The organism is Burkholderia sp. 9775_39 (assembly GCF_015712225.1).
In the GTDB taxonomy this organism is placed as follows: Bacteria; Pseudomonadota; Gammaproteobacteria; order Burkholderiales; family Burkholderiaceae; genus Burkholderia; species Burkholderia cenocepacia.
This window is the reverse complement of record NZ_JACCQC010000005.1, coordinates 103,010-125,242: the sequence shown is the minus strand read 5'-3', so window position 1 is coordinate 125,242 and position 22,233 is coordinate 103,010. Positions and strand designations below refer to the sequence as shown.

Annotated in this window: 18 protein-coding genes; 10 read left to right on the top strand and 8 right to left on the bottom strand. The window is 70.7% G+C overall.

What is annotated here, in order from left to right; translation table 11 throughout:
• Window positions 1–69 precede the first annotated feature (69 nt).
• From H0X90_RS08920 to H0X90_RS08905, 4 genes are all read left to right on the top strand, one after another.
• Window positions 70–1,548, top strand: a complete 1,479-nt coding sequence (locus H0X90_RS08920; RefSeq protein WP_077189391.1) for a PLP-dependent aminotransferase family protein — start codon at window positions 70–72, stop codon at window positions 1,546–1,548.
• Between the two features lie 343 nt (window positions 1,549–1,891).
• Window positions 1,892–3,475 (top strand): trypsin-like peptidase domain-containing protein, encoded by a 1,584-nt coding sequence (locus H0X90_RS08915; RefSeq protein WP_171984136.1) that lies wholly within the window; start codon window positions 1,892–1,894, stop codon window positions 3,473–3,475.
• Between the two features lie 228 nt (window positions 3,476–3,703).
• Window positions 3,704–4,915, top strand: a complete 1,212-nt coding sequence (locus H0X90_RS08910) for an MFS transporter (protein WP_048988112.1) — start codon at window positions 3,704–3,706, stop codon at window positions 4,913–4,915.
• Window positions 4,916–5,041: 126 nt separating this feature from the next.
• Window positions 5,042–5,581, top strand: coding sequence for a DUF4303 domain-containing protein (locus H0X90_RS08905; protein WP_006494727.1), 540 nt, complete (start codon window positions 5,042–5,044; stop codon window positions 5,579–5,581).
• Between the two features lie 54 nt (window positions 5,582–5,635).
• Here H0X90_RS08905 and H0X90_RS08900 read toward each other — a convergent pair whose 3' ends face one another.
• From H0X90_RS08900 to cobA, 6 genes are all read right to left on the bottom strand, one after another.
• Window positions 5,636–6,334 (bottom strand): fumarylacetoacetate hydrolase family protein, encoded by a 699-nt coding sequence (locus tag H0X90_RS08900; protein WP_034202256.1) that lies wholly within the window; start codon window positions 6,332–6,334, stop codon window positions 5,636–5,638.
• A 116-nt stretch (window positions 6,335–6,450) separates the two neighbouring features.
• Entirely contained in the window at window positions 6,451–7,392 is a 942-nt protein-coding gene (locus H0X90_RS08895) for a helix-turn-helix transcriptional regulator (protein ID WP_006483777.1), read from the bottom strand.
• A gap of 89 nt (window positions 7,393–7,481) precedes the next feature.
• Complete coding sequence (locus H0X90_RS08890; protein ID WP_006483783.1) at window positions 7,482–8,081, bottom strand: uracil-DNA glycosylase family protein; 600 nt, start codon at window positions 8,079–8,081, stop codon at window positions 7,482–7,484.
• A 112-nt stretch (window positions 8,082–8,193) separates the two neighbouring features.
• Window positions 8,194–9,246 (bottom strand): CmpA/NrtA family ABC transporter substrate-binding protein, encoded by a 1,053-nt coding sequence (locus H0X90_RS08885; protein ID WP_077189393.1) that lies wholly within the window; start codon window positions 9,244–9,246, stop codon window positions 8,194–8,196.
• Window positions 9,247–9,251: 5 nt separating this feature from the next.
• Window positions 9,252–9,848, bottom strand: coding sequence for an ANTAR domain-containing response regulator (locus H0X90_RS08880; RefSeq protein WP_006494730.1), 597 nt, complete (start codon window positions 9,846–9,848; stop codon window positions 9,252–9,254).
• A gap of 120 nt (window positions 9,849–9,968) precedes the next feature.
• Window positions 9,969–10,730, bottom strand: coding sequence for a uroporphyrinogen-III C-methyltransferase (gene cobA / locus H0X90_RS08875; protein ID WP_006488745.1), 762 nt, complete (start codon window positions 10,728–10,730; stop codon window positions 9,969–9,971).
• Window positions 10,731–10,958: 228 nt separating this feature from the next.
• Between cobA and H0X90_RS08870 the strand changes: the two genes are divergently transcribed.
• From H0X90_RS08870 to H0X90_RS08850, 5 genes are all read left to right on the top strand, one after another.
• Window positions 10,959–11,240: a hypothetical protein gene (locus tag H0X90_RS08870; protein WP_155123390.1), complete on the top strand. Its 282-nt coding sequence runs from the start codon at window positions 10,959–10,961 to the stop codon at window positions 11,238–11,240.
• 145 nt (window positions 11,241–11,385) lie between these two features.
• Window positions 11,386–12,711 carry an MFS transporter gene (locus H0X90_RS08865; RefSeq protein ID WP_006494732.1) on the top strand — a complete coding sequence of 442 codons (1,326 nt, stop codon included), beginning with the start codon at window positions 11,386–11,388 and terminating at the stop codon, window positions 12,709–12,711.
• A gap of 21 nt (window positions 12,712–12,732) precedes the next feature.
• Window positions 12,733–15,330 (top strand): nitrite reductase large subunit NirB, encoded by a 2,598-nt coding sequence (nirB, locus tag H0X90_RS08860; RefSeq protein ID WP_077189395.1) that lies wholly within the window; start codon window positions 12,733–12,735, stop codon window positions 15,328–15,330.
• A gap of 31 nt (window positions 15,331–15,361) precedes the next feature.
• Window positions 15,362–15,706 (top strand): nitrite reductase small subunit NirD, encoded by a 345-nt coding sequence (nirD, locus tag H0X90_RS08855; protein WP_006488749.1) that lies wholly within the window; start codon window positions 15,362–15,364, stop codon window positions 15,704–15,706.
• A 16-nt stretch (window positions 15,707–15,722) separates the two neighbouring features.
• The gene (locus H0X90_RS08850) at window positions 15,723–19,910 is read left to right on the top strand and encodes a bifunctional nitrate reductase/sulfite reductase flavoprotein subunit alpha (RefSeq protein WP_077189396.1); all 4,188 of its coding nucleotides are present in this window, start codon (window positions 15,723–15,725) and stop codon (window positions 19,908–19,910) included.
• A gap of 48 nt (window positions 19,911–19,958) precedes the next feature.
• Here the strand turns inward: H0X90_RS08850 and H0X90_RS08845 are convergent, their stop codons facing one another.
• Complete coding sequence (locus H0X90_RS08845; protein WP_077189397.1) at window positions 19,959–20,735, bottom strand: SDR family oxidoreductase; 777 nt, start codon at window positions 20,733–20,735, stop codon at window positions 19,959–19,961.
• 4 nt (window positions 20,736–20,739) lie between these two features.
• On the bottom strand, window positions 20,740–21,177 hold the full coding sequence (locus H0X90_RS08840) for a heme-binding protein (RefSeq protein ID WP_077189398.1): 438 nt from the start codon (window positions 21,175–21,177) through the stop codon (window positions 20,740–20,742).
• Between the two features lie 108 nt (window positions 21,178–21,285).
• Here H0X90_RS08840 and H0X90_RS08835 point away from each other — a divergent pair, with 108 nt between their 5' ends.
• Window positions 21,286–22,200 (top strand): LysR family transcriptional regulator, encoded by a 915-nt coding sequence (locus tag H0X90_RS08835; protein WP_059720807.1) that lies wholly within the window; start codon window positions 21,286–21,288, stop codon window positions 22,198–22,200.
• The last annotated feature ends 33 nt before the right edge of the window (window positions 22,201–22,233 follow it).

The following is a 22,233-nucleotide window of genomic DNA, read 5'->3' as shown; positions in this document are numbered from 1 at the left end:
GCCACGAGCCGTGATCGCCCGCCGTTCGCCAATCACCGCAGGTTCGACTTTTCACGCCGCGATATTCCGATGACGACTGCCTTTCCTTCCGGCGCCGCGCCGTTGCTGCCGCTCGATGCGCCGCTGGCACGTACGCCCGGCGCACCGTCGCTGCAGCGCCAGTTGCTGCGCCGCTTGCGCGACGCGATCCTCGGCGGCGCGATGCCGGCCGGCACGCGGTTGCCCGGCACGCGCGCGCTGGCCGAAACGCTCGGCGTGTCGCGCAATACGACGGCCGCCGTGTACGAGCAGCTCGTCGCCGAAGGTTTCCTGCAGTCGGATCGTCGCGGCACGCGGGTCGTCGGGCTGTCGCGGCCGGCGCCGCCGCGCAGGCGGACCGCGCCGCCGGCCGTCGCGCAGCGGCTCGGCCGGATTCGTCCGAGCCTCGTCGGCACCGGCGAATCGGAGGGCTTCCGGCCGGGCGTGCCCGCGCTGTCGCATTTCCCGGTGGATGCGTGGCGGCACGCGATCGACCGCGCGCTGCGCCGTGCCGGCCGCGAGCTGCTCGCGTATGGGGACCCGCTCGGCGAATCCGCCCTGCGCGAATCGATCGCGCGCCATCTGGCCGTCACGCGCGGCGTGCGCTGCGATCCCGAACAGATCGTGATCACCGAAGGCGCTCAAGGCGCGATCGCGCTGTGCGCACAGTTGCTGACCAATCCGGGCGATACGGTGTGGGTCGAGGAGCCCGGCTATCGCGGCGCGCGCACCGCGATGCAGGCGGCCGACCTCGACGTCGTGCCGATGCCGGTGGACGTGGAAGGGCTGCGTGCGGAACCGGACGACTGGCGCGAGCGGCCGCCGCGCCTCGTCTACACGACGCCGTCGAACCAGTTCCCGACCGGCGCCGTGCTGTCGATCTCGCGCCGGCTCGCGTTGATCGATGCGGCACGCCGCCATCGCGCGTGGATCATCGAGGACGACTACGACAGCGAATTCCGTCACACCGGCGAGCCGATCGGCGCGATGCACGGGCTCGCGCCGGATTCGCCGGTCGTCTATCTCGGCTCGTTCAGCAAGACGATGTTTCCGGCGCTGCGGATCGGTTTTCTCGTGCTGCCCGACGCGTTGCTGGCCGCCGTGCGGCCGGCGCTGCCGGAGATGCTGCGCGGCGGGACGCGCCACGTGCAGCTCGCGCTGGCCGATTTCATCGAGACGGGCGAGTACGGCCGGCATCTCGGACGGATGCGCCGGCTGTATCGCGACCGGCGGCGGTTGCTGCTCGCCGCGCTCGATAGCAGCCTGAGCGTGCCGCACCAGGTCGAGGGCGGCCCGTGCGGGCTGCATCTCGCGCTGCGGCTGCCGGCGCGTTATCGCGATCGCGCGATCGTCGAAGCGGCGCGCGCGCATGGCATCGGGCCGTTTCCGCTGTCGGGTTTCGCGATCGATGCGGCGCGCGCCGGCAACGGGCTCGTGCTCGGTTTCGGCAATACGTCGGCCGATGCGTTCGAGCCGATGTTGCGGATGGTGTCGGCGATCGCGGAGCGGGTGGGCGCGGGGCACGCGTGATGGTAGGGTTTCGCCACCTCGAACTTCCTGCTGCGTGATCGTGATTGCGCTCGGCCTGTCCGTGATGTGCGACAGATGGCATGCCCGGCCGCAGACCGTGACGAAGACCCCGGCACCGACGTCCACCCCAATGCGTGGTGGATATTCGGATTGACGAACCGCGCACTTTGTTCGAAACGGCCGCCCTCGCGGTTCCGCCGCCCGGGCACCTCCGGGCATACGGGTTTCGATTCGTATGTTCCAACCGGCGCGTGGGCTATAAATGGAGGCGTGTACCGGTGCTCGTCGGGCGCCTGCGCGTCTCGCGCAGGGTGGCGTCGCGACTGCCCGGGGGAGGTGCACCGTGGTCTGCCAGACGCTTGCTCGCGCCGTGCTTCGCACCGCGTTGATCGGGGGCGTGCTTGCCGGAATCTTGCCGCCGCCCGCCGCCATCGCCGGCACCCTCGCACCGCCCGCCGCACCGCCCGCGATGAAGGCGCGGCCGCCCGCCGCGCCTTACGCGATGCCGGTCGACTTCCCGGCGATCGTCGAGCGCTACGGCCCGGCGGTCGTGACCATCATGGCCGCCACGCCCGACCCGCAAACCGGCGGCCCGGCCTTTGCCATGCTCGATCCCGACGATCCGCTCGCCGCGTTCTTCCGCCATGGCGCACCGCCGTCCGCGCCGGGACCGCAGGCGCCGGCGCCCGATACCGCGCCGCGTGCGGTGTCCGGCAGCGGCTCGGGCTTCATCGTCAGCGCCGATGGCCTGATCCTCACGTCCGCTCATGTGGTCGACGAGGCGACCGACGTGACGGTGCGGCTCACCGACCGGCGCGAATTCAAGGCGACGGTGCTGGCCGTCGATCCGCAAAGCGACGTGGCCGTGCTGCGCGTCGACGCGACGAAGCTGCCGTTCGTGCGCGTCGGCGATTCGTCGAAAGTGCGCGCGGGCGAACCGGTGATGACGATCGGCGCGCCGGACGGCTCGGGCAACACGGTCACGGCCGGCATCGTCAGCGCGACGTCGCGCCGGCTGCCGGACGGCAGCGCGTTTCCGTTCTTCGAAACCGACATCGCACCGAACCCCGACAACTCGGGCGGCCCGGTGTTCAATCGCGCGGGTGACGTGATCGGCATCGCGGTGCAGGTCTATACGGGCGCCGACCGCTACGCGAGCACGACGTTTGCCGTCCCGATCGCGTTCGCGACTAAGGTGCGCGCCCAGTTGCGTGCGCAACAGCAGGCGCAAATGCAGGCGCAGCAGGCTCCGCCGCTCGCGGCGGAGGCGTCGTCGGGCAATGCGTTCGGCGTCGACGTGCAGGACGTGGGCGTTGGCCTGGCCGCGGCGTTCGGACTGCCGCGTCCGGCAGGCGCACTCGTCAACGGGGTCGCGCCCGGCTCGCCGGCCGCCGCGGCCGGCCTGAAGCCCGGCGACGTGATCGTGAAGGTGGGCGACAAGACGATCGGCCACTCGGCCGAACTGAACGATCTGGCCGGCGCGCTGCCACCGGGCGGCAAGGCGCGGCTGCGCGTGATCCGCAACCGTGCGCCGATGATGCTGACGATCACCGGCGCCGACGACGCGGGCGGTAGCGCGGCCACCACGGTCGGCATGGCCGGGCCGAAGGCCGCCGCGCGGCCGGGGCCGGGTTCGGGGGCGGGCGATGCAGGCGACCACGGCGACCGCCTCGGCCTGACGATGCACGCGTTGAGCGACGACGAGCGCCGTTCGACCGGGCTCGCGGTCGGGATGATGGTGGATGCGGTGCATGGCCCGGCCGCGCGCGCCGGTATCCAGCCGGGCGACGTGGTGCTGGAGCTCAACGACACGCTGCTCGAGACGCCGGACGACGTGCAGACGCTCGAAGCGAGCGGCGGCAGCGTGATCGCCGTGCTGATCCAGCGCAACAACGCGCGGAAGTTCGTGTCGGTGCGCGCGCGTTAGGGCGTTGACGCGGCTGCCGTCGTCCGCCTAACATCGTCCGATATCGCTGGCGGTCCGCCACGCATCCAGGAGCCATTCAGCATGAAAACGGCTTGCTTCATCGTAGTCATCCACAGGCGCAGGGTCCGGTAGCGGGATCGCGCTGGCACCCATGCGCCCCCGACTCGTTCGGGGGCTTTTTTTTGTGTTGCGCACGGCCGTGCGGCCCGTGCGCGGGAGGGCATCCGCTTGTCATCGAACCTGTCGACCGCGTCCGACCCGGCGTCGCCGCGGCACGCCACGCTGATCCTGCTGTGCGCGTTGTCGGTCCTGCCGCTGAGCCTGTTCCTGCCGTCGCTGCCGGCGATCGTGCGCGACCTGCACACCGACTATGCGCTCGTCGCGCTGTCGCTCGGCGGGTATGCGGCGGTGGCCGCATCGCTCGAGTTCGTGACGGGGCCGCTGTCCGACCGGTTCGGGCGGCGGCCGATCGTGCTGACGAGCGTCGCGCTATTCGCGCTCGGGTCGCTCGGTTGCGCGATGGCGGCCGATATCCGCGTGTTTCTCGGCTGCCGGCTGATGCAGGCGGCGATCACGTCGGTCTATCCGGTGTCGATGGCGGCGATCCGCGACACCGGCGGCGGCGCGCGCGCGGCGAGCCGGATCGGCTATGCGGCGATGGCGGCCGCATTCGCGCCGATGCTCGGCCCGACGCTCGGCGGCGCACTCGACCAGACGGTCGGCTGGCGCGCGAGCTTCTGGTTGCTTGGCGCGGTCGGCGTCGCACTGTTCGCCTGGTGCGCGCGCGATCTCGTCGAAACCCATACGCGCCGGTCGTCGAGCTTCGGGCAGCAGCTTCGCGCGTATCCGGCGCTGCTCCGTGCGCGCCGCTTCTGGGCCTATGCGCTGTGCATGGCGTTTTCGACGGGCGCGTTCTATGCGTTCCTGGCCGGCGCGCCGCTCGCCGCGAAAACGCGATTCGGCATCGCGCCGGCGGAGATCGGCGTCTACATGGGGACGATCACGGCCGGTTTCGTGTGCGGCAGCTTGCTGGCCGCGCGGGGCGCGCGCCGCTACGCGCTGGCCACGACGATCCTGGGCGGGCGGGTCGTCGCGTGCGCGGGGCCGCTGATCGGGCTTGCGCTGATGGTCGGCGGCGCGACGCACGCGCTCGCATGGTTCGGGCCGTGCGTGCTGGTCGGCATCGGCAACGGGCTGAGCAACCCGGGCGCCCACGCGGGCGCGGTGTCGGTGCGCCCGGAACTGGCGGGCAGCGCGTCGGGGTTGGCCGGCGCGATGACGATCGGCGGCGGCGCCGCGCTGTCGTCGTTGACGGGCGCGCTGCTGACCGTCGGCAACGCGGGCTACCTGCCGCTCGCGATGATGCTGCTGTCGGCGGCGATCGCGCTGGCGGCCGCCGTGTGCGTGCGGGTGTTCGACGGACAGGACGCCGGGCGGTGAGCGCGGGTGCGCCCCGGTACCGGTGCGCGGCCGAATGACGGACAATCCGCCGCATGCCGGGAGACGACGCACGAGCCGCGCGCCGCGTGTCCCGACGAGCGCAAAAGGCGACTGGACGAGGATGCGATGAGCGACTTTTCTGATTTCCAGCGGGATATTGCCGATGCCGCGAGGGCGACCTTCCGGGCGCTGCGGGCGTTGCACCCGGACGAGCATTTCTACGCGTTTGCGTTGTACACCGACAGTGGAGCGATGACGGTGGTGCCGGCGGCCAATTCGGTCGAAGGGCTGCGCCGGGTCCGCGCGCGGCAGGCGGTGGCGGACGACGACCCGTGGTTCGTGTGGGGCGTGGCCGAGTGGGCGTACGCGGCGGCCGAGGCTTCGCCGTTCAACGCGATCTGCGGCCGGCTGGCCGACGAAGTGCTGAGCCCGCAGTTCGTCCCGTCGCGCTTCAGCGAATTTTCCCGGCAACTGCACGCCGACATGATCGAGGCATTGCGGCTGCTCGATCGCGACGGCGTGTTCGGCACGGGCGACGACCGGGCGGCGATCACGCTGTTCGTGTCGATCAGCGACGACGATGCGGCCGAGGCGCTGGAAAACGCGTCGGCGAAAGCGCTGAATCCGCCGGCCGTCGCCGACGCCTTTCTGCGCCGCTACGACTGACCGGCACCGGGATCTCGCGCGGCGGCCCGGACAGGCGCCGCCGTGCGTGCGGCGTTACGGCTTCGCGCCGACCACGAATTCGAACGTCGCGATGCCGTCGACGCCGCCCGTCACGCGATCGCCCGGCTGCAGCGCGCCGACGCCGGCCGGCGTGCCGGTGAAGATCAGGTCGCCGGCCTTCAGCTCGACCGAGCGCGACACGTACGCGATCACGTCGGGCACGGGCCAGATCATGTCGGCCAGGTCGCCTTGCTGGCGCGTGTCGCCGTTGACCGCGAGCCAGATGCGGCCGGCGGCCGGATGGCCGGTGGCCGTCGCCGCGCGCAGCGCGGTTACGGGGCCCGACGCGTCGAACCCCTTCGCCCAGTCCCACGGCCGGCTCAGCTTCTTCGCTTCGGCCTGCAGGTCGCGGCGCGTCAGATCGACGCCGACGCCGTAGCCCCACACGTGCGACAGCGCGTCGGCCGGGTCGATCGACCGGCCGTCCTTGCCGATCGCGACGACCAGCTCGATTTCATGATGGAGATCGTTCGTCAGCGGCGGATAGGCGACCGTGCCGCTGGCCGGAACGATCGCGTCGGCGGGCTTGGTGAAGAAGAACGGCGGTTCGCGGTCGGGGTCGGCGCCCATTTCGCGGGCGTGGTCGGCGTAGTTGCGGCCGACGCAGAATACGCGGCGCACCGGAAAGCGCGCGGACGACTGTTCGACTTCGACGGAAGGACGCTCGGCGGCGTCGATGACATAGGCGGACATCGGATGGCCTCGTTCGGTAGGAAGACGGATGGCCGGCGCAGCGGCCGGCATGCGTGCAACGATACCCGACGCGCATGCGCCCGGATGCGACGCAACTGCGTTTTACCGGGACAAAACTACGCGTCGGCGGCCGCCTGCGTGTCGTCGGCGGCGGGCAGCGCGGCGTTCGCGTCGCGGTACGCCTTCGGCGACACGCCGACCCGCGCGCGGAAGCGCCGCGCGAAATACCCTTCGTCGCGGAAGCCGACCGAGCGTGCGATGTCCGCGATGCGCCGGCTGGTGTGGGCCAGCAGCGACTGCGCGAGCGCGATCCGGCGCTCGGTGACGAGATCGGTGAAGGTGCTGCCGGTTTCCTTGCGAACGAGGTGCGCGAGGTAGTTCGGCGACAGGAACGCGGCTTCGGCGGTCGCGGCGAGCGTCAGGTCCTCACGCGTCAGGTTCGCCCGCACGTGGCGCAGCACGCGGGCCAGCGCGTCGCGCCGGCCGGCGCGCTGGGCGCCGCGCTGCGCGAGCTTGTCGAGCGCGCCCGCGTACTGCGTGCAGACGAGCCCGATCAGTTGCAGCAGGTAGCCGCGCAGCAACGTGGTCGAGCCGAAGGTGCGCACGCGATCGGCGTCGAGCATGCACAGCGCGAGGCGGCGCGCTTCGTCGTACGTATCGCCGGTCAGGATGAAATCGAGGTGCTCCTGGAAGCGGAACGGCGTCAGTTCGGGGAAGCGGTGCGCGGGCACGTCCTCGAGATCGAGCGGATCGACGTCGAGATCGGCGCGCAGGAACGCCTGGCTGAAATTGATCACGATGAAGTGCGCGCCTTCCGGATGCGGAATCAGGTGCTCGCGGTGCGGCAGCACGAACGCGAGCGCGCCGCGCGGAAACGGCCGCGTGACGCCGCCGATGCGCTGCTCGGTGTCGCCGCCGAGGTTGAACTGGATCTGGAAATACGCGTGCCGGTGCGGCTCGGTGATCGCCTGGCGCGACGCTTGGTCGCGGATGTAGAAATCGAGCCGGTCGCTGCGTTCGGGCATCCCGTACAGGCGCGGCGGGGCGGTGGAGGGCATGAAGGATTGTGCTGTTCGTGACGCGGTTGAGCCGCGATGGTACAGCGAACCGGGCGCGCCGGGGACGGGCGCCGGCTCGCGGGCCCCGCTCAGCCTGCCGCGAGCGGCGCGATCCGGCGCCGCAGCTCGGGTACGACCTCGGCGTCGAACCATGGATGGTGCTTGAACCAGGCCTGGTTGCGCGGCGACGGATGCGGCAGCGGCAGGACGGCCGGGCCGTAGTCGCGCCAGGCTTGCACGGTATCGGTCAGCGTCGCCTTGCGCGCGCCGCGCAGGAAATGCCGCTGCGCGTACTGGCCGATCAGCAGCGTGAGCCGGATCGACGGCAGTTCGGCCAGCAGCCGGTCGATCCACAGGGGCGCGCATTCGGGGCGCGGCGGGTTGTCGCCGCTCGCGCCGCGGCCCGGGTAGCAGAAGCCCATCGGCACGATCGCGAAGCGCGTCTCGTCGTAGAAGGTCTCGGCGTCGACGCCGAGCCAGTCGCGCAGCCGCTTGCCGCTCGCGTCGTCCCATGGAATCCCGCTCGCATGGACGCGTGCGCCCGGCGCCTGCCCGACGATCAGGATGCGCGCGTCGCGATGGGCGCGCACGACCGGGCGCGGGCCGAGCGGCAGGTCGGCTTCGCATGCACGGCACGCGCGGATTTCGGTGAGCAGCACGTCGAGCGGCGCGCGCGTTCGTTTCGGCATCGATTCGGAGCGGGGACGGAGTGGCAAGGCGGTGCCGCGTGGGCGGCGCGGGCGGGCAGCGGCCGGGCGCCGTGGCCCGGCGGCACACGCGGGCTGCACCGTGCGGCGCGCGTCACGCCCGCGACGGGCCCGCTGCGCCGCCTTCGGCGACCGCAGCATCATACAACGCGGTTTGCGCGATCGCCGCGGCGATCCCCGCATCGTCGTGCGAACCGTCGAGCATGCCCCAGCGCCGGTATTGCGACAGGAACCACAGGGCCTCGCGCGGATCGGGCCGGTTCACGGCGCCGCCGTCGTGGAAGCGGATCGGCAGCGGCGGCGTGGCGAACGGCCCCGCGCCGTAGTCGCCGAGCAGGCGCGGCGCGATCAGCCGGGCCGGCACGCCGAGTGCGTCGGGCGACGCGAGCCAGTCGGCCGCCTCGCGGCGGTGCGCGGCGCTGTCGAGCCATGCGCACGCATCGACCAGCGTGCGGACCAGCGCACGCGCGGTGGCCGGATACAGCGCGACGAAGTCGCGCCGGGTCGCGAGCACCTTCTCCGGATGATCGGGCCAGATCTCGCTCGTGACGGCGACGGTGCGGCCCGCGCCGCACGCTTCGGCCACCGCGTGCCATGGCTCGCCCGCGCAGAAGCCGTCGAGCTCGCCGCCCGCGAGCGCGGCGACCATCTCGGGCGGCGGAATCACGACGCTGCGCACGTCGCGCAGCGGATCGACGCCGTGCGACGCGAGCCACGCGTTCAGCCACATCGCGTGCGTGCCGGTCGGGAAGGTCTGCGCGAGCAGCGGCTTGCGGCCGAGCGTCGCGAACGCGGTACGCACGTTGGCGGTTTCGCGGTACGCGCCGGCGAGGCCGCCCGACAACGTGATCGCCTGCCCGTTGCGGTTCAGCACCATCAGCGCGGCCATGTCGGCCCGCGGGCCGCCGATGCCGAGCTGCAGCCCGCAGACGAGCCCGTAGAGCGCGTGCGCGGCGTCGAGCTCACCGCTGAGCAGCTTGTCGCGCACGGCCGCCCACGACGGCTGGCGGCTCAATTCGAGCGTGAGGCCATGACGGGCGCCGAGATTCAGGCGCTGCGCGACGATCAGCGGGGCCGCGTCGCTCAGCGCGACGAACCCGAGGCGAAGATGCGCGCGTTCCGGCGCGGCGGGAGGAGAGGTATGCATGGCACTCATGACTGGGGTGACGCGTCGAGCAATTGTCGCGCGACGTCGACGATGCGCAGGCCCTGATCCATCGCGCGCTTGCGCAGCGCCGCATACGCATCGTGTTCGGACAGCTTGCGCTGGTCCATCAGCACGCGTTTCGCGCGGTCGATCAGCTTGCGTTCCTCGAGTTCGCGCTCGACGTCGGCCAGCCGGCGGCGCAGCGCGTCGTCGTGCGAGAAGCGCGCGAGCGCGACTTCGAGAATCGGCGCGAGGCGCTCGGCCGACAACCCTTCGACGAGATACGCGCTGACGCCCGCGCCGACCGCCGCGCGGATCAGTTCCTGGTCGGCGTCGTGGCTGAACATCAGCACGGGGCGCGGCGCGGTCGCATGCATGACGGCGAGCTGTTCGAGCGTGTCGCGCGATGGCGAATCGGTATCGATGATCACGACGTCCGGGCGTTGCTCCTCGACGGCCGCCGGCAGGCGCGCGGGCGTCGCGACGTCGTTCAGCATCTCGTAGCCGAGGCGCGCGAGCGCATTGCCGAGTTCGCCGATCGGCTTGTCGGTATCGGTGACGAGCAGCACGCGCAGGCGGACGGGCAGGGCGGACGAACTCATGAGGCGGGCGACAGGGGCAGCGATGCGTCGGTGCAAGGGGCGAACGAGGCAGTCGGGCCGCACGCGCGGCCGGGGGTGAACGAAACGGGGAGCGGCCGAAGCCGCGCGATGCCGCCCATGTCAGGCGGCCCGCGGCAGCGCCGCGCCGATTGCCGCGTCCGCCTCCTGCGCGGCCGTTTCGCCGATCGCGCCGCCGACGAGGATCACGGCCGGGCTGCCGAGCCGCGCGGTTTCGATGCCGCTTGCGAGCGTGTCGAGCGTGCCGGTCCAGCGACGCTCTTCGGGCGTACCGGCCCATTGCACGGCCGCCGCCGGCGTCGACGCGGGGAGCGCGGCGAGCAGGCCCGCCGCGATGCTGTCGACGCGGCTCATTCCCATGTAGATCGCGAGCGTGGTGCCGGTCGCCGCGAGCCGGGCCCAGTCGGGTTCGCCGTGGTCCTGGCGATGCGCGGTGACGAACGTGACGCCCTGGCAGTGTTCGCGATGCGTGAGCGAGATGCCGAGGCTCGCGGCGGCCGCGAATCCCGACGAGATGCCGTTGACGATCTCGACCGGAATCGCGGCCGCGCGCAGCGTCGCGAGTTCTTCGCCGGCGCGCCCGAACAGCAGCGCATCGCCGCCTTTCACGCGCACCACGTGCGCGCCGCGCAGCGCATGGCGGCGCATCAGTTTCTCGATGAACGCCTGCGGCGTGGAGCGGCAGCCGCCGCGCTTGCCGACGCGGATCACGCGCGCCTGCGGCGCGAGTTCGACGATGCCGGGCGCGACGAGATCGTCGAGCAGCAGCACGTCGGCGGCGGCCAGCGCCTTCACCGCCTTCAGCGTGAGGAGATCGGGGTCGCCGGGGCCGGCGCCCAGCAGCGTGACTTTGCCTGTCGTCATGTCGTGTTCCTGTGCCGCATCGCATGCCTGCGGCGGTCTGCTTCGCGTTGTTGCTCGGCGGCGGCGGGCGGTCGAAACGCACCGGCATCCGGCCGTGCCGTGCACGGAGGGACGCCGTTGTCCGGAAAGGCTCGCCGTGAAGGGCGGGCCGGGTTTGCGGGGACTGCCCACCGGCGCCGTTGCCGGTGTAGTGAAGGTTCAGCAATATCCGGGCCAACCGGCGCGACGATGGCGCCTTTGCGCGACGCGGCGCACCGTGCGATGGCCGCGAGCGTGCATGTGCTCGCGACGCGCGAGCAGTCGCGATGCCGCATCGGCGTGCAGCGTGCCGCGCCCGCGTGCACCGCGATGCCGCACGACGACAGTGCTGCAGCGCACCACATCTGTGCCTCGGTGCATCGCGACGGAGAGCGCGTCGCGCGTCGCGGCGACGTGCCCGATACCCGCTGCGCTTTGTGCGGTGGGGTTTCCGGCGCGATTGACGCCGACATGGCACGTCGCTTGCGTTAGCTCGTTCGGGCGGGTCAATGGCGATCCGTCCGCAGTACCGAATACCGAAGCGCCCGGCAACGGGCTTCATGGGCAACGGCGTCCTACGCATCAGGTCTCGACGAGACCGGGTGCGCAGGACGCCGTTTTTCGTTTGGCGGATGACATGACCGACAAAGCTACCCGTATCGATCTCTTCAGCCTCCGCACCGCGCCGATGCGCGCGTTCCATCTGACGTGGATGGCGTTCTTCGTATGCTTCTTCGCGTGGTTCGCGTGCGCGCCGCTGATGCCGCTGATCGCGCGCGAATTCCATCTCACCGCGGCGCAAGTCGCCAACATCAACATCGCCGCGGTGGCCGCGACGATCGCCGTGCGGCTGCTGGTCGGCCCGCTGTGCGACCGCTTCGGCCCGCGCCGCGTGTATGCGGGCCTGCTGCTGCTCGGCGCGATCCCCGTGTTCGCCGTGTCGTTCACGCACGACTACCTGTGGTTCCTGATCTGCCGGCTCGGCATCGGCGCGATCGGCGCGGGCTTCGTGATCACGCAATACCACACGTCGGTGATGTTCGCGCCGAACGTGGTCGGCACCGCGAACGCGACGACGGCCGGCTGGGGCAATGCCGGCGCGGGCGCGACGCAGGCGCTGATGCCGCTGCTCGTTGCCGCGGGGCTGATGCTCGGCTTCGGCGAGGATGCGTCGTGGCGCATCGCGCTGGTCGTGCCGGGCGTGGCGATGCTCGTGATGGCGTGGGCGTACTGGCGCTTCACGCAGGACTGCCCGCAAGGCGATTTCGTCGCGCTGCGCAAGGAAGGCGTGACGATCGACAGCGGCAAGAAGGGCGGCTGGGCGAGCTTCTTCGCGGCGTGCGGCAACTATCGCGTGTGGATGCTGTTCGTCACGTACGGCGCGTGCTTCGGCGTCGAGGTGTTCATCCACAACATCGCCGCGCTGTACTACGTCGATCATTTCAAGCTGTCGTTGAAGGACGCCGGTTTCGCGGTCGGGATGTTCGGCTTGCTCGCGTTGTTCGCCCGCGCGCTCGGCGGCTGGCTGTCCGACAAGATCGCTGCGCGCCGCAGCCTCGACGTGCGCGCGACGCTGCTGTGCGCGCTGATCATCGGCGAAGGGCTCGGGCTGATCTGGTTCTCGCATGCGCAAGGCATCGGCATCGCGCTCGTCGCGATGCTGACCTTCGGCCTCTTCACGCACATGGCGTGCGGCGCGACCTACGCGCTGGTGCCGTTCATCGATCGCAAGGCGCTCGGCGGCGTCGCGGGGATCGTCGGTGCGGGCGGCAACGTCGGCGCGGTCGCCGCGGCTTTCCTGCTGAAGGGTGTCGGCGACGTCCAGCAGGCGCTGAGCCTGCTCGGCCTGGCGGTCACCGCGACCGCCTTGTGCGCGATGGCCGTGCGCTTCAGCGAAGAACACAAGGCGCGCGAAGCCGAGCTGCGCGATCGCGCGCTGGCCGCCGCCAACGCCGCGAACTGATCGACCGAAGGAACCGCCATCATGAAACTCATCGTCATCGGCCACGGCATGGTCGGCCACAAGCTTCTCGAATGCGTCGCGGCGGAGGCCGCCGCGGCCGGCGCGCCGCAGGTCACGGTGCTCGGCGAGGAACCGCGCGCGGCCTACGATCGCGTGCATCTGTCCGAATTCTTCGCGGGCAAGTCGGCGGACGATCTGTCGCTCGTCGAACCCGGCTTCTTCGAGCGTCATCCGCAGTTCGACCTGCGCCTGAACGCGCAGGTCGCGTCGATCGACCGCGCCGCGCATACGGTCACGCTCGCATCGGGCGAAACGCTCGCGTACGACAAGCTGGTGCTCGCCACGGGCTCGCGTCCGTTCGTGCCGCCGGTGCCGGGCCGCGATCGCGCCGGCTGCTTCGTGTACCGGACGATCGAGGACCTCGAGGCGATGCAGGCGTGCGGCGCGCACGCGAAGCGCGGCGTCGTGGTCGGCGGCGGCCTGCTCGGCCTCGAATGCGCGAAGGCGCTGCGCGACATGGGGCTCGACACGCACGTCGTCGAATTCGCGCCGCGCCTGATGGCCGTGCAGGTCGACGACGGCGGCGGCCGGATGCTGCGCGCGAAGATCGAGGCGCTCGGCGTGACCGTGCATACCGGCAAGAACACGCTCGAAATCGTCGACGGCGACGAAGGCACGCACCGGATGGCGTTCGCCGACGGCACGCATCTCGACACCGACATGATCGTGTTCTCGGCCGGTATCCGGCCCCGCGACGAACTGGCCCGCGCGTGCGGGCTCGACATCGGCCCGCGCGGCGGCGTCGCGATCGACGACGCGTGCCGCACGAGCGACGCCGACATCTACGCGATCGGCGAATGCGCGGCCTGGAACGGCATCGTGTACGGCCTCGTCGCGCCGGGCTACGACATGGCGCGTGTGGTCGCGAGGCAACTCGCGGGCGACGCCGACGAAGCGACGGCGGCCGCGTTCGCGGGCGCCGACATGAGCACCAAGCTGAAGCTGATGGGCGTGGACGTCGCGAGCATCGGCGACGCGCACGGCACGACGGCCGGCAGCCGCACCTACCAGTACGCGGACGAGCGCCGCCAGGTCTACAAGAAGCTGGTGGTGTCCGACTGCGGCAAGTTCCTGCACGGCGCGGTGATGGTCGGCGATGCGGCCGAGTACGGCACGCTGCTGCAGATGATGCTGAACCGCATCGAGTTGCCCGAATCGCCGGAATTCCTGATCCTGCCGTCGTCGGACGGCGCCGCGAAGCCGGCGATCGGCGTCGATGCGCTGCCGGAAGGCGCGCAAATCTGCTCGTGCAACAACGTGTCGAAGTCGCAGATCTGCGCGGCGGTGGCCGACGGCGCGACGAGCCTCGGCGCGCTGAAGACGTGCACGGGCGCCGGCACGTCGTGCGGCGGCTGCGTGCCGCTCGTCACGCAGATCATGAAGGCCGAGATGAAGAAGCAGGGCCTCGCGGTCAACAACCATCTGTGCGAGCACTTTCCGTATTCGCGCCAGGAGCTGTTCCACCTGATTCGCGTCGAGCGCATCACGACGTTCGACGCACTGCTGCACAAGCACGGCCGCGGGCTCGGCTGCGACGTGTGCAAGCCGGCCGTCGCGGGCATCCTCGCGTCGTGCTTCAACGAGTTCGTGCTGAAGAAGGAGCACGCGGGGCTGCAGGATTCGAACGACTACTACCTTGCGAACATCCAGCGCGACGGCACGTATTCGGTCGTGCCGCGCATGCCGGGCGGCGAAGTCACGCCGGAAGGGCTGATCGCGGTCGGCCAGGTCGCGAAGAAATACGGCCTGTACACGAAGATCACCGGCGGCCAGCGCGTCGACCTGTTCGGTGCGCGCGTCGAGCAACTGCCGTCGATCTGGGAGGAGCTGATCGCGGCCGGCTTCGAATCGGGTCACGCGTACGGCAAGGCGCTGCGCACCGTGAAATCGTGCGTCGGGTCGACGTGGTGCCGCTACGGCGTCGACGATTCGGTCGGCCTCGCGATCGATCTGGAGAACCGCTACAAGGGGCTGCGCGCGCCGCACAAGATCAAGTTCGGCGTGTCCGGCTGCACGCGCGAGTGCGCGGAAGCGCAGGGCAAGGACGTCGGCGTCATCGCGACCGAGAAAGGCTGGAACCTGTACGTGTGCGGCAACGGCGGGATGAAGCCGCGCCACGCGGAGCTGCTCGCGTCCGACCTCGATCGTGCGACGCTGGTCCGCTACATCGACCGCTTCCTGATGTTCTACGTGCGCACGGCCGACCGGCTGCAACGCACCAGTGTCTGGCGCGACAACCTCGAAGGCGGCCTCGACTACCTGGTCGACGTCGTCGTGCACGACAAGCTCGCGATCGCCGGCGAACTCGAAGCCGACATGCAGCACGTGATCGATACCTACGAGTGCGAGTGGAAGAAGGCCGTCACCGATCCCGACACGCGCAAGCGCTTCCGCCACTTCGTGAACAGCGACGCGCCGGATACGACCATCGAGTTCGTCGAGACGCGCGGCCAGATCCGGCCCGCGACGCCCGGCGAGCGCGCGGGCGGCAAGCCCGTGCCGATCCCCGTCGTCGCCGCGGCGGCGACCCGAGCCGCGACCGAAACCGCCACCGCGTGACCGACATCCGCCACCTTGCAAGGAGCCCATCATGAACGATCGCCTTCCGCTGTCCTGGACCCGTGTATGCCCGCTCGACGACATCGTGCCGAACACCGGCGTGTGCGCGCTCGTCAACGGCGAGCAGATCGCGGTGTTTCACGTCGCGCATGCCGACGGCGGCGTGTTCGCGATCGACAACGTCGATCCCGTATCGCAGGCCGCCGTGATGTCGCGCGGGCTGATCGGCAGCCTCGGCGAGCGCGTCGTGGTCGCGTCGCCGCTGTACAAGCAGCACTTCGACCTGCGTACCGGCGAATGCCTGGAAGCGCCCGAGCAGTCGGTGAACGCGTATCCGTCGCGGGTCGAGGACGGCTTCGTGTGGGTCGCGGCCTGACCGTCCCGGAGCGCCCATGACCGCGACCCCCGTCAAGAGCGTGTGCCCGTACTGCGGTGTCGGCTGCGGCATGGTGCTGCACGTCGAGGAGGGCGAAGTCGTCAAGGTGTCCGGCGACGCCGACCATCCGACCAACTTCGGGCGGCTGTGCACGAAAGGTTCGTCGGCGCACGTCGCGCTGCGCCGCTCGGGGCGGCTCGATCGCGCGTTCGTGCGCCGCGCGCGCGAGGACGACCTCGTGCCGCTGCCGGCGCGCGACGCGATCGCCGAGACCGCGCGCCGGCTGCGCGCGGTGCTCGATGCGCACGGGCCCGATGCGCTGTCGTTCTACGTGTCGGGGCAGCTGTCGATCGAGGCGCAATACCTCGTCAACAAGCTCGCGAAGGGCTTCGTCGGCACCAACAACATCGAGTCGAACTCGCGCCTGTGCATGGCGAGCGCGAGCACCGGCTACAAGCAGTCGCTCGGCGCGGACGGCCCGCCCGGGTCGTACCAGGATTTCGATCGCGCGAACCTGTTCTTCGTGATCGGCGCGAACATGGCCGACTGTCACCCGATCCTGTTCCTGCGGATGATGGATCGCGTGAAGGCCGGCGCGAAGCTGATCGTCGTCGATCCTCGCCGCACCGGCACCGCCGACAAGGCCGACCTGTTCCTGCAGATCCGGCCGGGCACCGATCTCGCGCTGGTCAACGGGCTGTTGCATCTGCTGCATGCGAACGGCCGCACCGACGCCGCGTTCATCGACGCGTACACCGAAGGCTGGGACGCGATGCCCGCGTTCCTCGCCGACTACACGCCCGACCGTGTCGCCGGGATCACCGGGCTGGCGGAAGCCGACATCCGCACGGCCGCGCAATGGATCGGCGACGCGCCGGAATGGACGAGCTGCTGGACGATGGGGCTCAACCAGAGCACCCACGGCGTGTGGAACACCAACGCGATCTGCAATCTGCATCTCGCGACCGGCAGGATCTGCCGCCCGGGCAGCGGGCCGTTCTCGCTGACCGGCCAGCCGAACGCGATGGGCGGGCGCGAGATGGGCTACATGGGGCCGGGGCTGCCGGGGCAGCGCTCGGTGGCGTCCGACGACGACCGCCGCTTCGTCGAGACCCTGTGGCGCGTGCCGGCCGGCACGCTGCGCAAGGACACCGGCAACGGCACGGTCGACCTGTTCGAACGGATGGCGGCCGGCGACATCAAGGCGTGCTGGATCGTCTGCACGAACCCGGTCGCGACCGTGCCGAACCGGCGCACCGTGATCGCCGGGTTGCAGGCCGCGGAGCTCGTGATCGCGCAGGACGCGTTCCTCGACACCGAGACCAACCGCTACGCGGATATCCTGCTGCCCGGTGCGCTGTGGGCCGAGGGCGACGGCGTGATGATCAACTCCGAGCGCAACATGACGCTGATGCGCGCGGCGGTCGCGCCGCCCGGCGACGCGCTGCCCGACTGGCGCATCGTCGCGGAAGTCGCGCGCGCGATGGGGTTCGGCGACGCGTTCGACTATGCGTCCGCGGCCGATGTGTTCGACGAGATCGTCCGTTTCTCGAACCCCGCGACCGGCTACGACCTGCGCGGCGCGAGCCACGCGGCGCTGCGCGACGGGCCCGTGCAGTGGCCGGTCGCGCCGGGCACCGCGCGCGCGCGGCACCCGATCCGCTACCTGAACGACGGCGTGAACCAGCCGCTGCGCGCCGCAGCCGACGGCGGCGACGCCCCGCGCATCGCGTTCCCGACGCCGTCGGGCAAGGCGCGCTTTTTCGCGCGGCCGCACGTCGATCCGGCGGAGCTGCCGGACGACACGTTCCCGATCGTGCTGAACACCGGGCGGCTGCAGCATCAGTGGCACACGATGACGAAGACCGGCAAGGTCGCGATGCTGAACAAGCTCAACCCGCGCCCGTTCGTCGAACTGCACCCGGACGATGCGAGCGCGCTCGGCATCGCCGCGAAGGACAGCGTCGAGATCCGTTCGGCGCGCGGCCGCGCGGTGCTGCCGGCCGTCGTGACCGAGCGCGTGCGGCGCGGCAACTGTTTCGCGCCGATGCACTGGAACGACGTATACGGCGACGACCTGTGCATCAACGCGGTGACGAACGACGCGATCGACCCCGAATCGCAGCAACCCGAACTGAAATACTGCGCGGTCGCGCTGACGCGGGTCGAAGCCGATGCGTTCGCGCCGGTCGACGACGACACCGCGCAACCCGATGCAGGCGCCGACGACGCGCGGCCCGCGCCGGCGATGATGCACGCGACTGCTTCACAGGAATCCGACATGGCAGACATCGACACTTTCGCGGCCGCGCTCGGCGTCGCCGATCTCGCCCCGCCGCCGCTGACCGACACCGAGCGGCTGTACGTGGCGGGCCTCGTCAGCGGGCTGAAGGCGAGCGCTGGCCGTCGCGAAGGCAGCGTACCCGTGCTGCCGGCCGGCGCGCCGTTGACGCCGCCCGTGCGGCTCTGGCTCGACGGCATGCTCGCGGGCCTGTTCAGCCGCGCGCTGCCTGCCGGTGCGCAGACCGGCGCGGCGCCCGCGCTGCCGGCCGACGCCGCCGCGGCGGGCGGCGTACGGATCGTGCGCCCGCGCCCGAAGGTCACGTTGTTGTGGGCGTCGCAGACCGGCAACATCGAATCGTTGACCGAGGATTACGCGACGAAGCTGATGAACGCGGGCTTCGAGATCCGCACCGCGTGCATGTCCGACTATCCGGTCGCGTCGCTGGCCGGCGCGCAATACGTGCTGCTGATGACGAGCACGTTCGGCGACGGAGACGCGCCCGACAACGGCAGCGAATTCTGGGATGCGTTGCAGGCCGGCAGCGCCGCGCGCCTCGACGGCGTGCATTTCGCGGTGCTCGCGTTCGGCGACCGCAACTACGACCGGTTCTGCGGCCACGGCCGCCGGCTCGACGCACGGCTCGCGGAACTCGGCGCGGCGCGCCTGTGCGCACGCGTCGATTGCGACGTCGAATTCCAGCACGATGCCGATCAGTGGCTCGAGCGCGTCGTCGCGCGGATCAAGGAGGCCGATGCCGCGCTGCACGCGGTGCCGTCCGGCGGATTGAGCCCGTCGGGGCTGTTGCCGACGAAAGTGCATCCGGCGCCGTCGAAGCTCGTCGCGAATCTGCGGCTGAACCGGCCGGGCGCGGCAAAAGACACGCGCTATGTATCGCTGTCGACCCAGGGCGCGAACCTCGAATACGAAGCCGGCGACGCGCTCGGCGTGTGGCCCACCAACTGCCCGGAACTGGTCGACGAACTGCTGTCCGTCACCGCGCTGAAGGCCGATGCGCCCGTGTCGGTGCCGGGCGTCGGCGATGTCCGGCTCGGCGATGCGCTCGCACGCCACTTCGACATCACGCGCCCGCATCCGGACACGCTGGCCTTCATCGCGTCGCGCAGCGCGAACGGCGCGCTGAAGTCGCTGCTCGGCGAGGATCGCAAGGGCGACCTCAAGCAATGGCTGTGGGGGCAGCAGCTGGCGGACGTGCTGCACGAATATCCGATCGAGCTGTCGGGCGCCGAGCTGGTCGGCATGCTCAAGCGCATGCAGCCGCGCCTCTATTCGATCGCGTCGAGCCCGAGCGCGCACGAGGGCGAGATTCACCTGACCGTGTCGGCCGTGCGCTATCACAACGGCCGGCGCGCGCGCAAAGGCGTCGCGTCGACGTTCCTCGCCGATCGCGCGGACGACGGCCGCGTGCCGGTGTTCGTGCAGAAGTCCGCGCACTTCCGGCCGCCGGTGAACGGCGACGTGCCGATCGTGATGGTCGGCCCGGGCACCGGCGTCGCGCCGTTCCGCGGCTTCCTGCACGAGCGGCGGGCACGCGGCGCGCGCGGACGCAACTGGCTGTTCTTCGGCGAGCAGCACGCGCAGACCGATTTCTACTACGGCGACGAGCTGGGGGCGATGCACGACAGCGGCTTCCTGACGCGGCTCGATCTCGCGTTTTCGCGTGACCAGGCCGACAAGGTTTACGTGCAGGACCGGATGCGCGAGCAGGGCGCCGAGCTGTTCGCCTGGCTGGAGGAAGGCGCGCACTTCTACGTGTGCGGCGACGCCGCGCGGATGGCCAAGGACGTCGATGCGGCGTTGAAGGCGATCGTCGCCCGGCACGGCGGCATGTCGGAGGACGCCGCGAACGACTACGTCGCGCGGCTTTCGAAGGCGCGGCGCTACATGCGCGACGTGTACTGAGAATCGCGCGAGCGGCGGACGGTCGGTCCGCCGCTTCGCCGGCGGCGCTTACTGCTGCCGTTCCCAAGCACGCGCCTGCTCGGCGCGCACGAACGCTTCCGACGCCGCCGGCAGCAGGTTGCGGAACGCGCCGCCGTCGCCGTCGATCACGTCGACCATCTTCGCGATCATTTCCTCCGGGTCGTGCTGTTCGAGCGGGAACGTCAGCCGCTCGGGCGTCACGGTATGCACGGCCGGATCGTGCCAGCGCCGCGTCGTTTCCATCATCCGGTCGTTGAAGCCCGTGCGGTACGGGCCGGGATTCACGACCGCGACGCGGATGCCGTGCGGCGCGAGTTCCGCGTGCATCGCTTCGGCCACCGATTCGATCGCGTGCTTCGACGCGCAGTACGCACCCGTGAACGGCCCCGTGATCAGGCCCGCGATCGACGACACGAACACGATCTTGCCGTGCCGGCGCGCGAGCATCCCGCGCGCGATCTGCTGCGTGAGCTCGAGCGGCCCGAACACGTTCACGTCGAACAGCTCGCGGACGATCTCGACCGGCAGGTCGACCAGCGCGCCGGCTTCGCCGACCCCCGCGTTGTTCACGAGCACGTCGATGTCGAGCTCGGCCGCGCGCGCGCGGTCGTGGGCCGACGTGACGTCGAGCCTGATCGCGCGCAGCGTGGTGCCGCGTTGCGCGGCGGCGGCCGCGACGTCGTCGATCTCGGCCGTGGCGCGTACGCCGGCCGTCACGTCGTGACCGCGCTCGGCGAGCCGCAGCGCGACTTCGCGGCCGAAGCCGGTGCCCGCGCCGGTGATGAGGATGCGTTTCCGTGTCATGTGCTTACCTTGTGGAGTGGAACGTTGCCTGAAAAAGGTCGCGGCAGTGCTGCGCGATCGCGGTGTCTTCGTCGACGCTGCCGCCCGAGATGCCGATCGCGCCGACGCAGCGTCCGTCGCCGTCGACGAGCGGCTCGCCGCCGCCGAACGTGACGAGCCCGCCGTGACTGTGTTCGATGCCGCGCAGCGGGCCGTCGCCCGACATCGCGCCGAGCGCGCCGGTCGACGCGCGGAAGCGGACCGCCGTCAGCGCTCTGCGCTGCGCGAGATCGGTCGCGCCGAGAAAGCAGTCGTCGGTGCGCACGAACGCGAGCAGGTTCGCGCCGGCATCGACGATGGCGATCGCGACGCCGGCTACCTGCAGCGACGCGGCATGCGCGAGGGCCGCGTCGATCGTGCGGCGGGCGACGGCGAGCGGCAGCGCGGCGGTGAGCGGGTTCATGCGAAGGGCTCCGACAGGACGACAGCGCCAGTGTAGGCAGTGGCGGTATATGGGAGAATCCGCATTCCACTCGAAGCAGTTTCAAGTTTTTTTAATGATGGGCAAGCGATGAGCAGACGCGATCCGATGGCCGGCCTGCACGTGTTCATGACCGTCGCGACGGCCGGCAACTTCACGCGGGCCGCCGCCGCGCTGGGCCTGACGCCGGCCGCCGTCAGCCTGTCGATCGGGCAGCTCGAGGGCGAGCTCAACGTGAAGCTGTTCAACCGCAGCACGCGCGGCGTGAGTCTCACGGAAGCCGGCCAGCGTTACTGGCGGCAGACCGAGCCCGCGTACCGGCAGGTCATGCAGGCGCGTGACGCGCTGAAGGATGCGCGCAGCGAGCCGAGCGGGCTGTTGCGCGTGACCGCGCTGCCGCTCGCGCGCTTGCTCGTGATCGCGCCGGTGCTCGCCCCCTTTCGTGAGCGCTATCCGAAAGTCCGGCTCGAAATCCGCTACGAGAACGAACTCGTCGACATCGCAAAGGAGGGATTCGATGCGGGCATTCGCCTCGCCGACCGGCTGCAGCCGGGCATGATCGGCGTGCGGATCGCGCCTGCGTTGACGTGTGCGCTGGTCGCGTCGCCCGGTTATCTGGCGCGGCACGGTGCGCCGGCGTCGATTGCGCAGCTCGAGCGTCACGCGTGCATCCGTTTCCGGTTTACGGAAAGCGGGCGGTTGCACAAATGGCTGCTGCACGACGGGCGACGCGACGTCGATCTCGACCCGGACGGCGTATTCGTGACGAACGATGCCGATGCGGTGATCGATGCGGCGCGTGCGGGCGTCGGCATTGCGTTCGCGTTCATGCGCGAGCGGATCGAGCAGGACCTGCGCGACGGCACGCTCGTCGAGGTGCTGCCCGGTACGTGCCGCACGCTGCCGCCGATGTGGCTGTATTACGTGAATCGCAAGCACGTGCCGGCCAAGCTGCGCGCGTTCATCGACGTGCTGCGCGAGCGCGCTGGCGCGGGCGCGGCGTAGTCGCATCGGCGCGGCTCACTGCAGCGATCGATT

Bases quoted from the DNA above. Each gene is read 5' to 3' on its own strand.
- H0X90_RS08920 (WP_077189391.1), top strand. From the start codon at position 70: ATGACGACTGCCTTTCCTTCCGGCGCCGCGCCGTTGCTGCCGCTCGAT.
- H0X90_RS08905 (WP_006494727.1), top strand. From the start codon at position 5,042: ATGAGCGACTTTTCTGATTTCCAGCGGGATATTGCCGATGCCGCGAGG.
- H0X90_RS08900 (WP_034202256.1), bottom strand. From the start codon at position 6,334: ATGTCCGCCTATGTCATCGACGCCGCCGAGCGTCCTTCCGTCGAAGTC.
- H0X90_RS08895 (WP_006483777.1), bottom strand. From the start codon at position 7,392: ATGCCCTCCACCGCCCCGCCGCGCCTGTACGGGATGCCCGAACGCAGC.
- H0X90_RS08890 (WP_006483783.1), bottom strand. From the start codon at position 8,081: ATGCCGAAACGAACGCGCGCGCCGCTCGACGTGCTGCTCACCGAAATC.
- H0X90_RS08885 (WP_077189393.1), bottom strand. From the start codon at position 9,246: ATGCATACCTCTCCTCCCGCCGCGCCGGAACGCGCGCATCTTCGCCTC.
- H0X90_RS08880 (WP_006494730.1), bottom strand. From the start codon at position 9,848: ATGAGTTCGTCCGCCCTGCCCGTCCGCCTGCGCGTGCTGCTCGTCACC.
- cobA (WP_006488745.1), bottom strand. From the start codon at position 10,730: ATGACGACAGGCAAAGTCACGCTGCTGGGCGCCGGCCCCGGCGACCCC.
- H0X90_RS08870 (WP_155123390.1), top strand. From the start codon at position 10,959: ATGGCGCCTTTGCGCGACGCGGCGCACCGTGCGATGGCCGCGAGCGTG.
- H0X90_RS08865 (WP_006494732.1), top strand. From the start codon at position 11,386: ATGACCGACAAAGCTACCCGTATCGATCTCTTCAGCCTCCGCACCGCG.
- nirB (WP_077189395.1), top strand. From the start codon at position 12,733: ATGAAACTCATCGTCATCGGCCACGGCATGGTCGGCCACAAGCTTCTC.
- nirD (WP_006488749.1), top strand. From the start codon at position 15,362: ATGAACGATCGCCTTCCGCTGTCCTGGACCCGTGTATGCCCGCTCGAC.
- H0X90_RS08850 (WP_077189396.1), top strand. From the start codon at position 15,723: ATGACCGCGACCCCCGTCAAGAGCGTGTGCCCGTACTGCGGTGTCGGC.
- H0X90_RS08845 (WP_077189397.1), bottom strand. From the start codon at position 20,735: ATGACACGGAAACGCATCCTCATCACCGGCGCGGGCACCGGCTTCGGC.
- H0X90_RS08840 (WP_077189398.1), bottom strand. From the start codon at position 21,177: ATGAACCCGCTCACCGCCGCGCTGCCGCTCGCCGTCGCCCGCCGCACG.
- H0X90_RS08835 (WP_059720807.1), top strand. From the start codon at position 21,286: ATGAGCAGACGCGATCCGATGGCCGGCCTGCACGTGTTCATGACCGTC.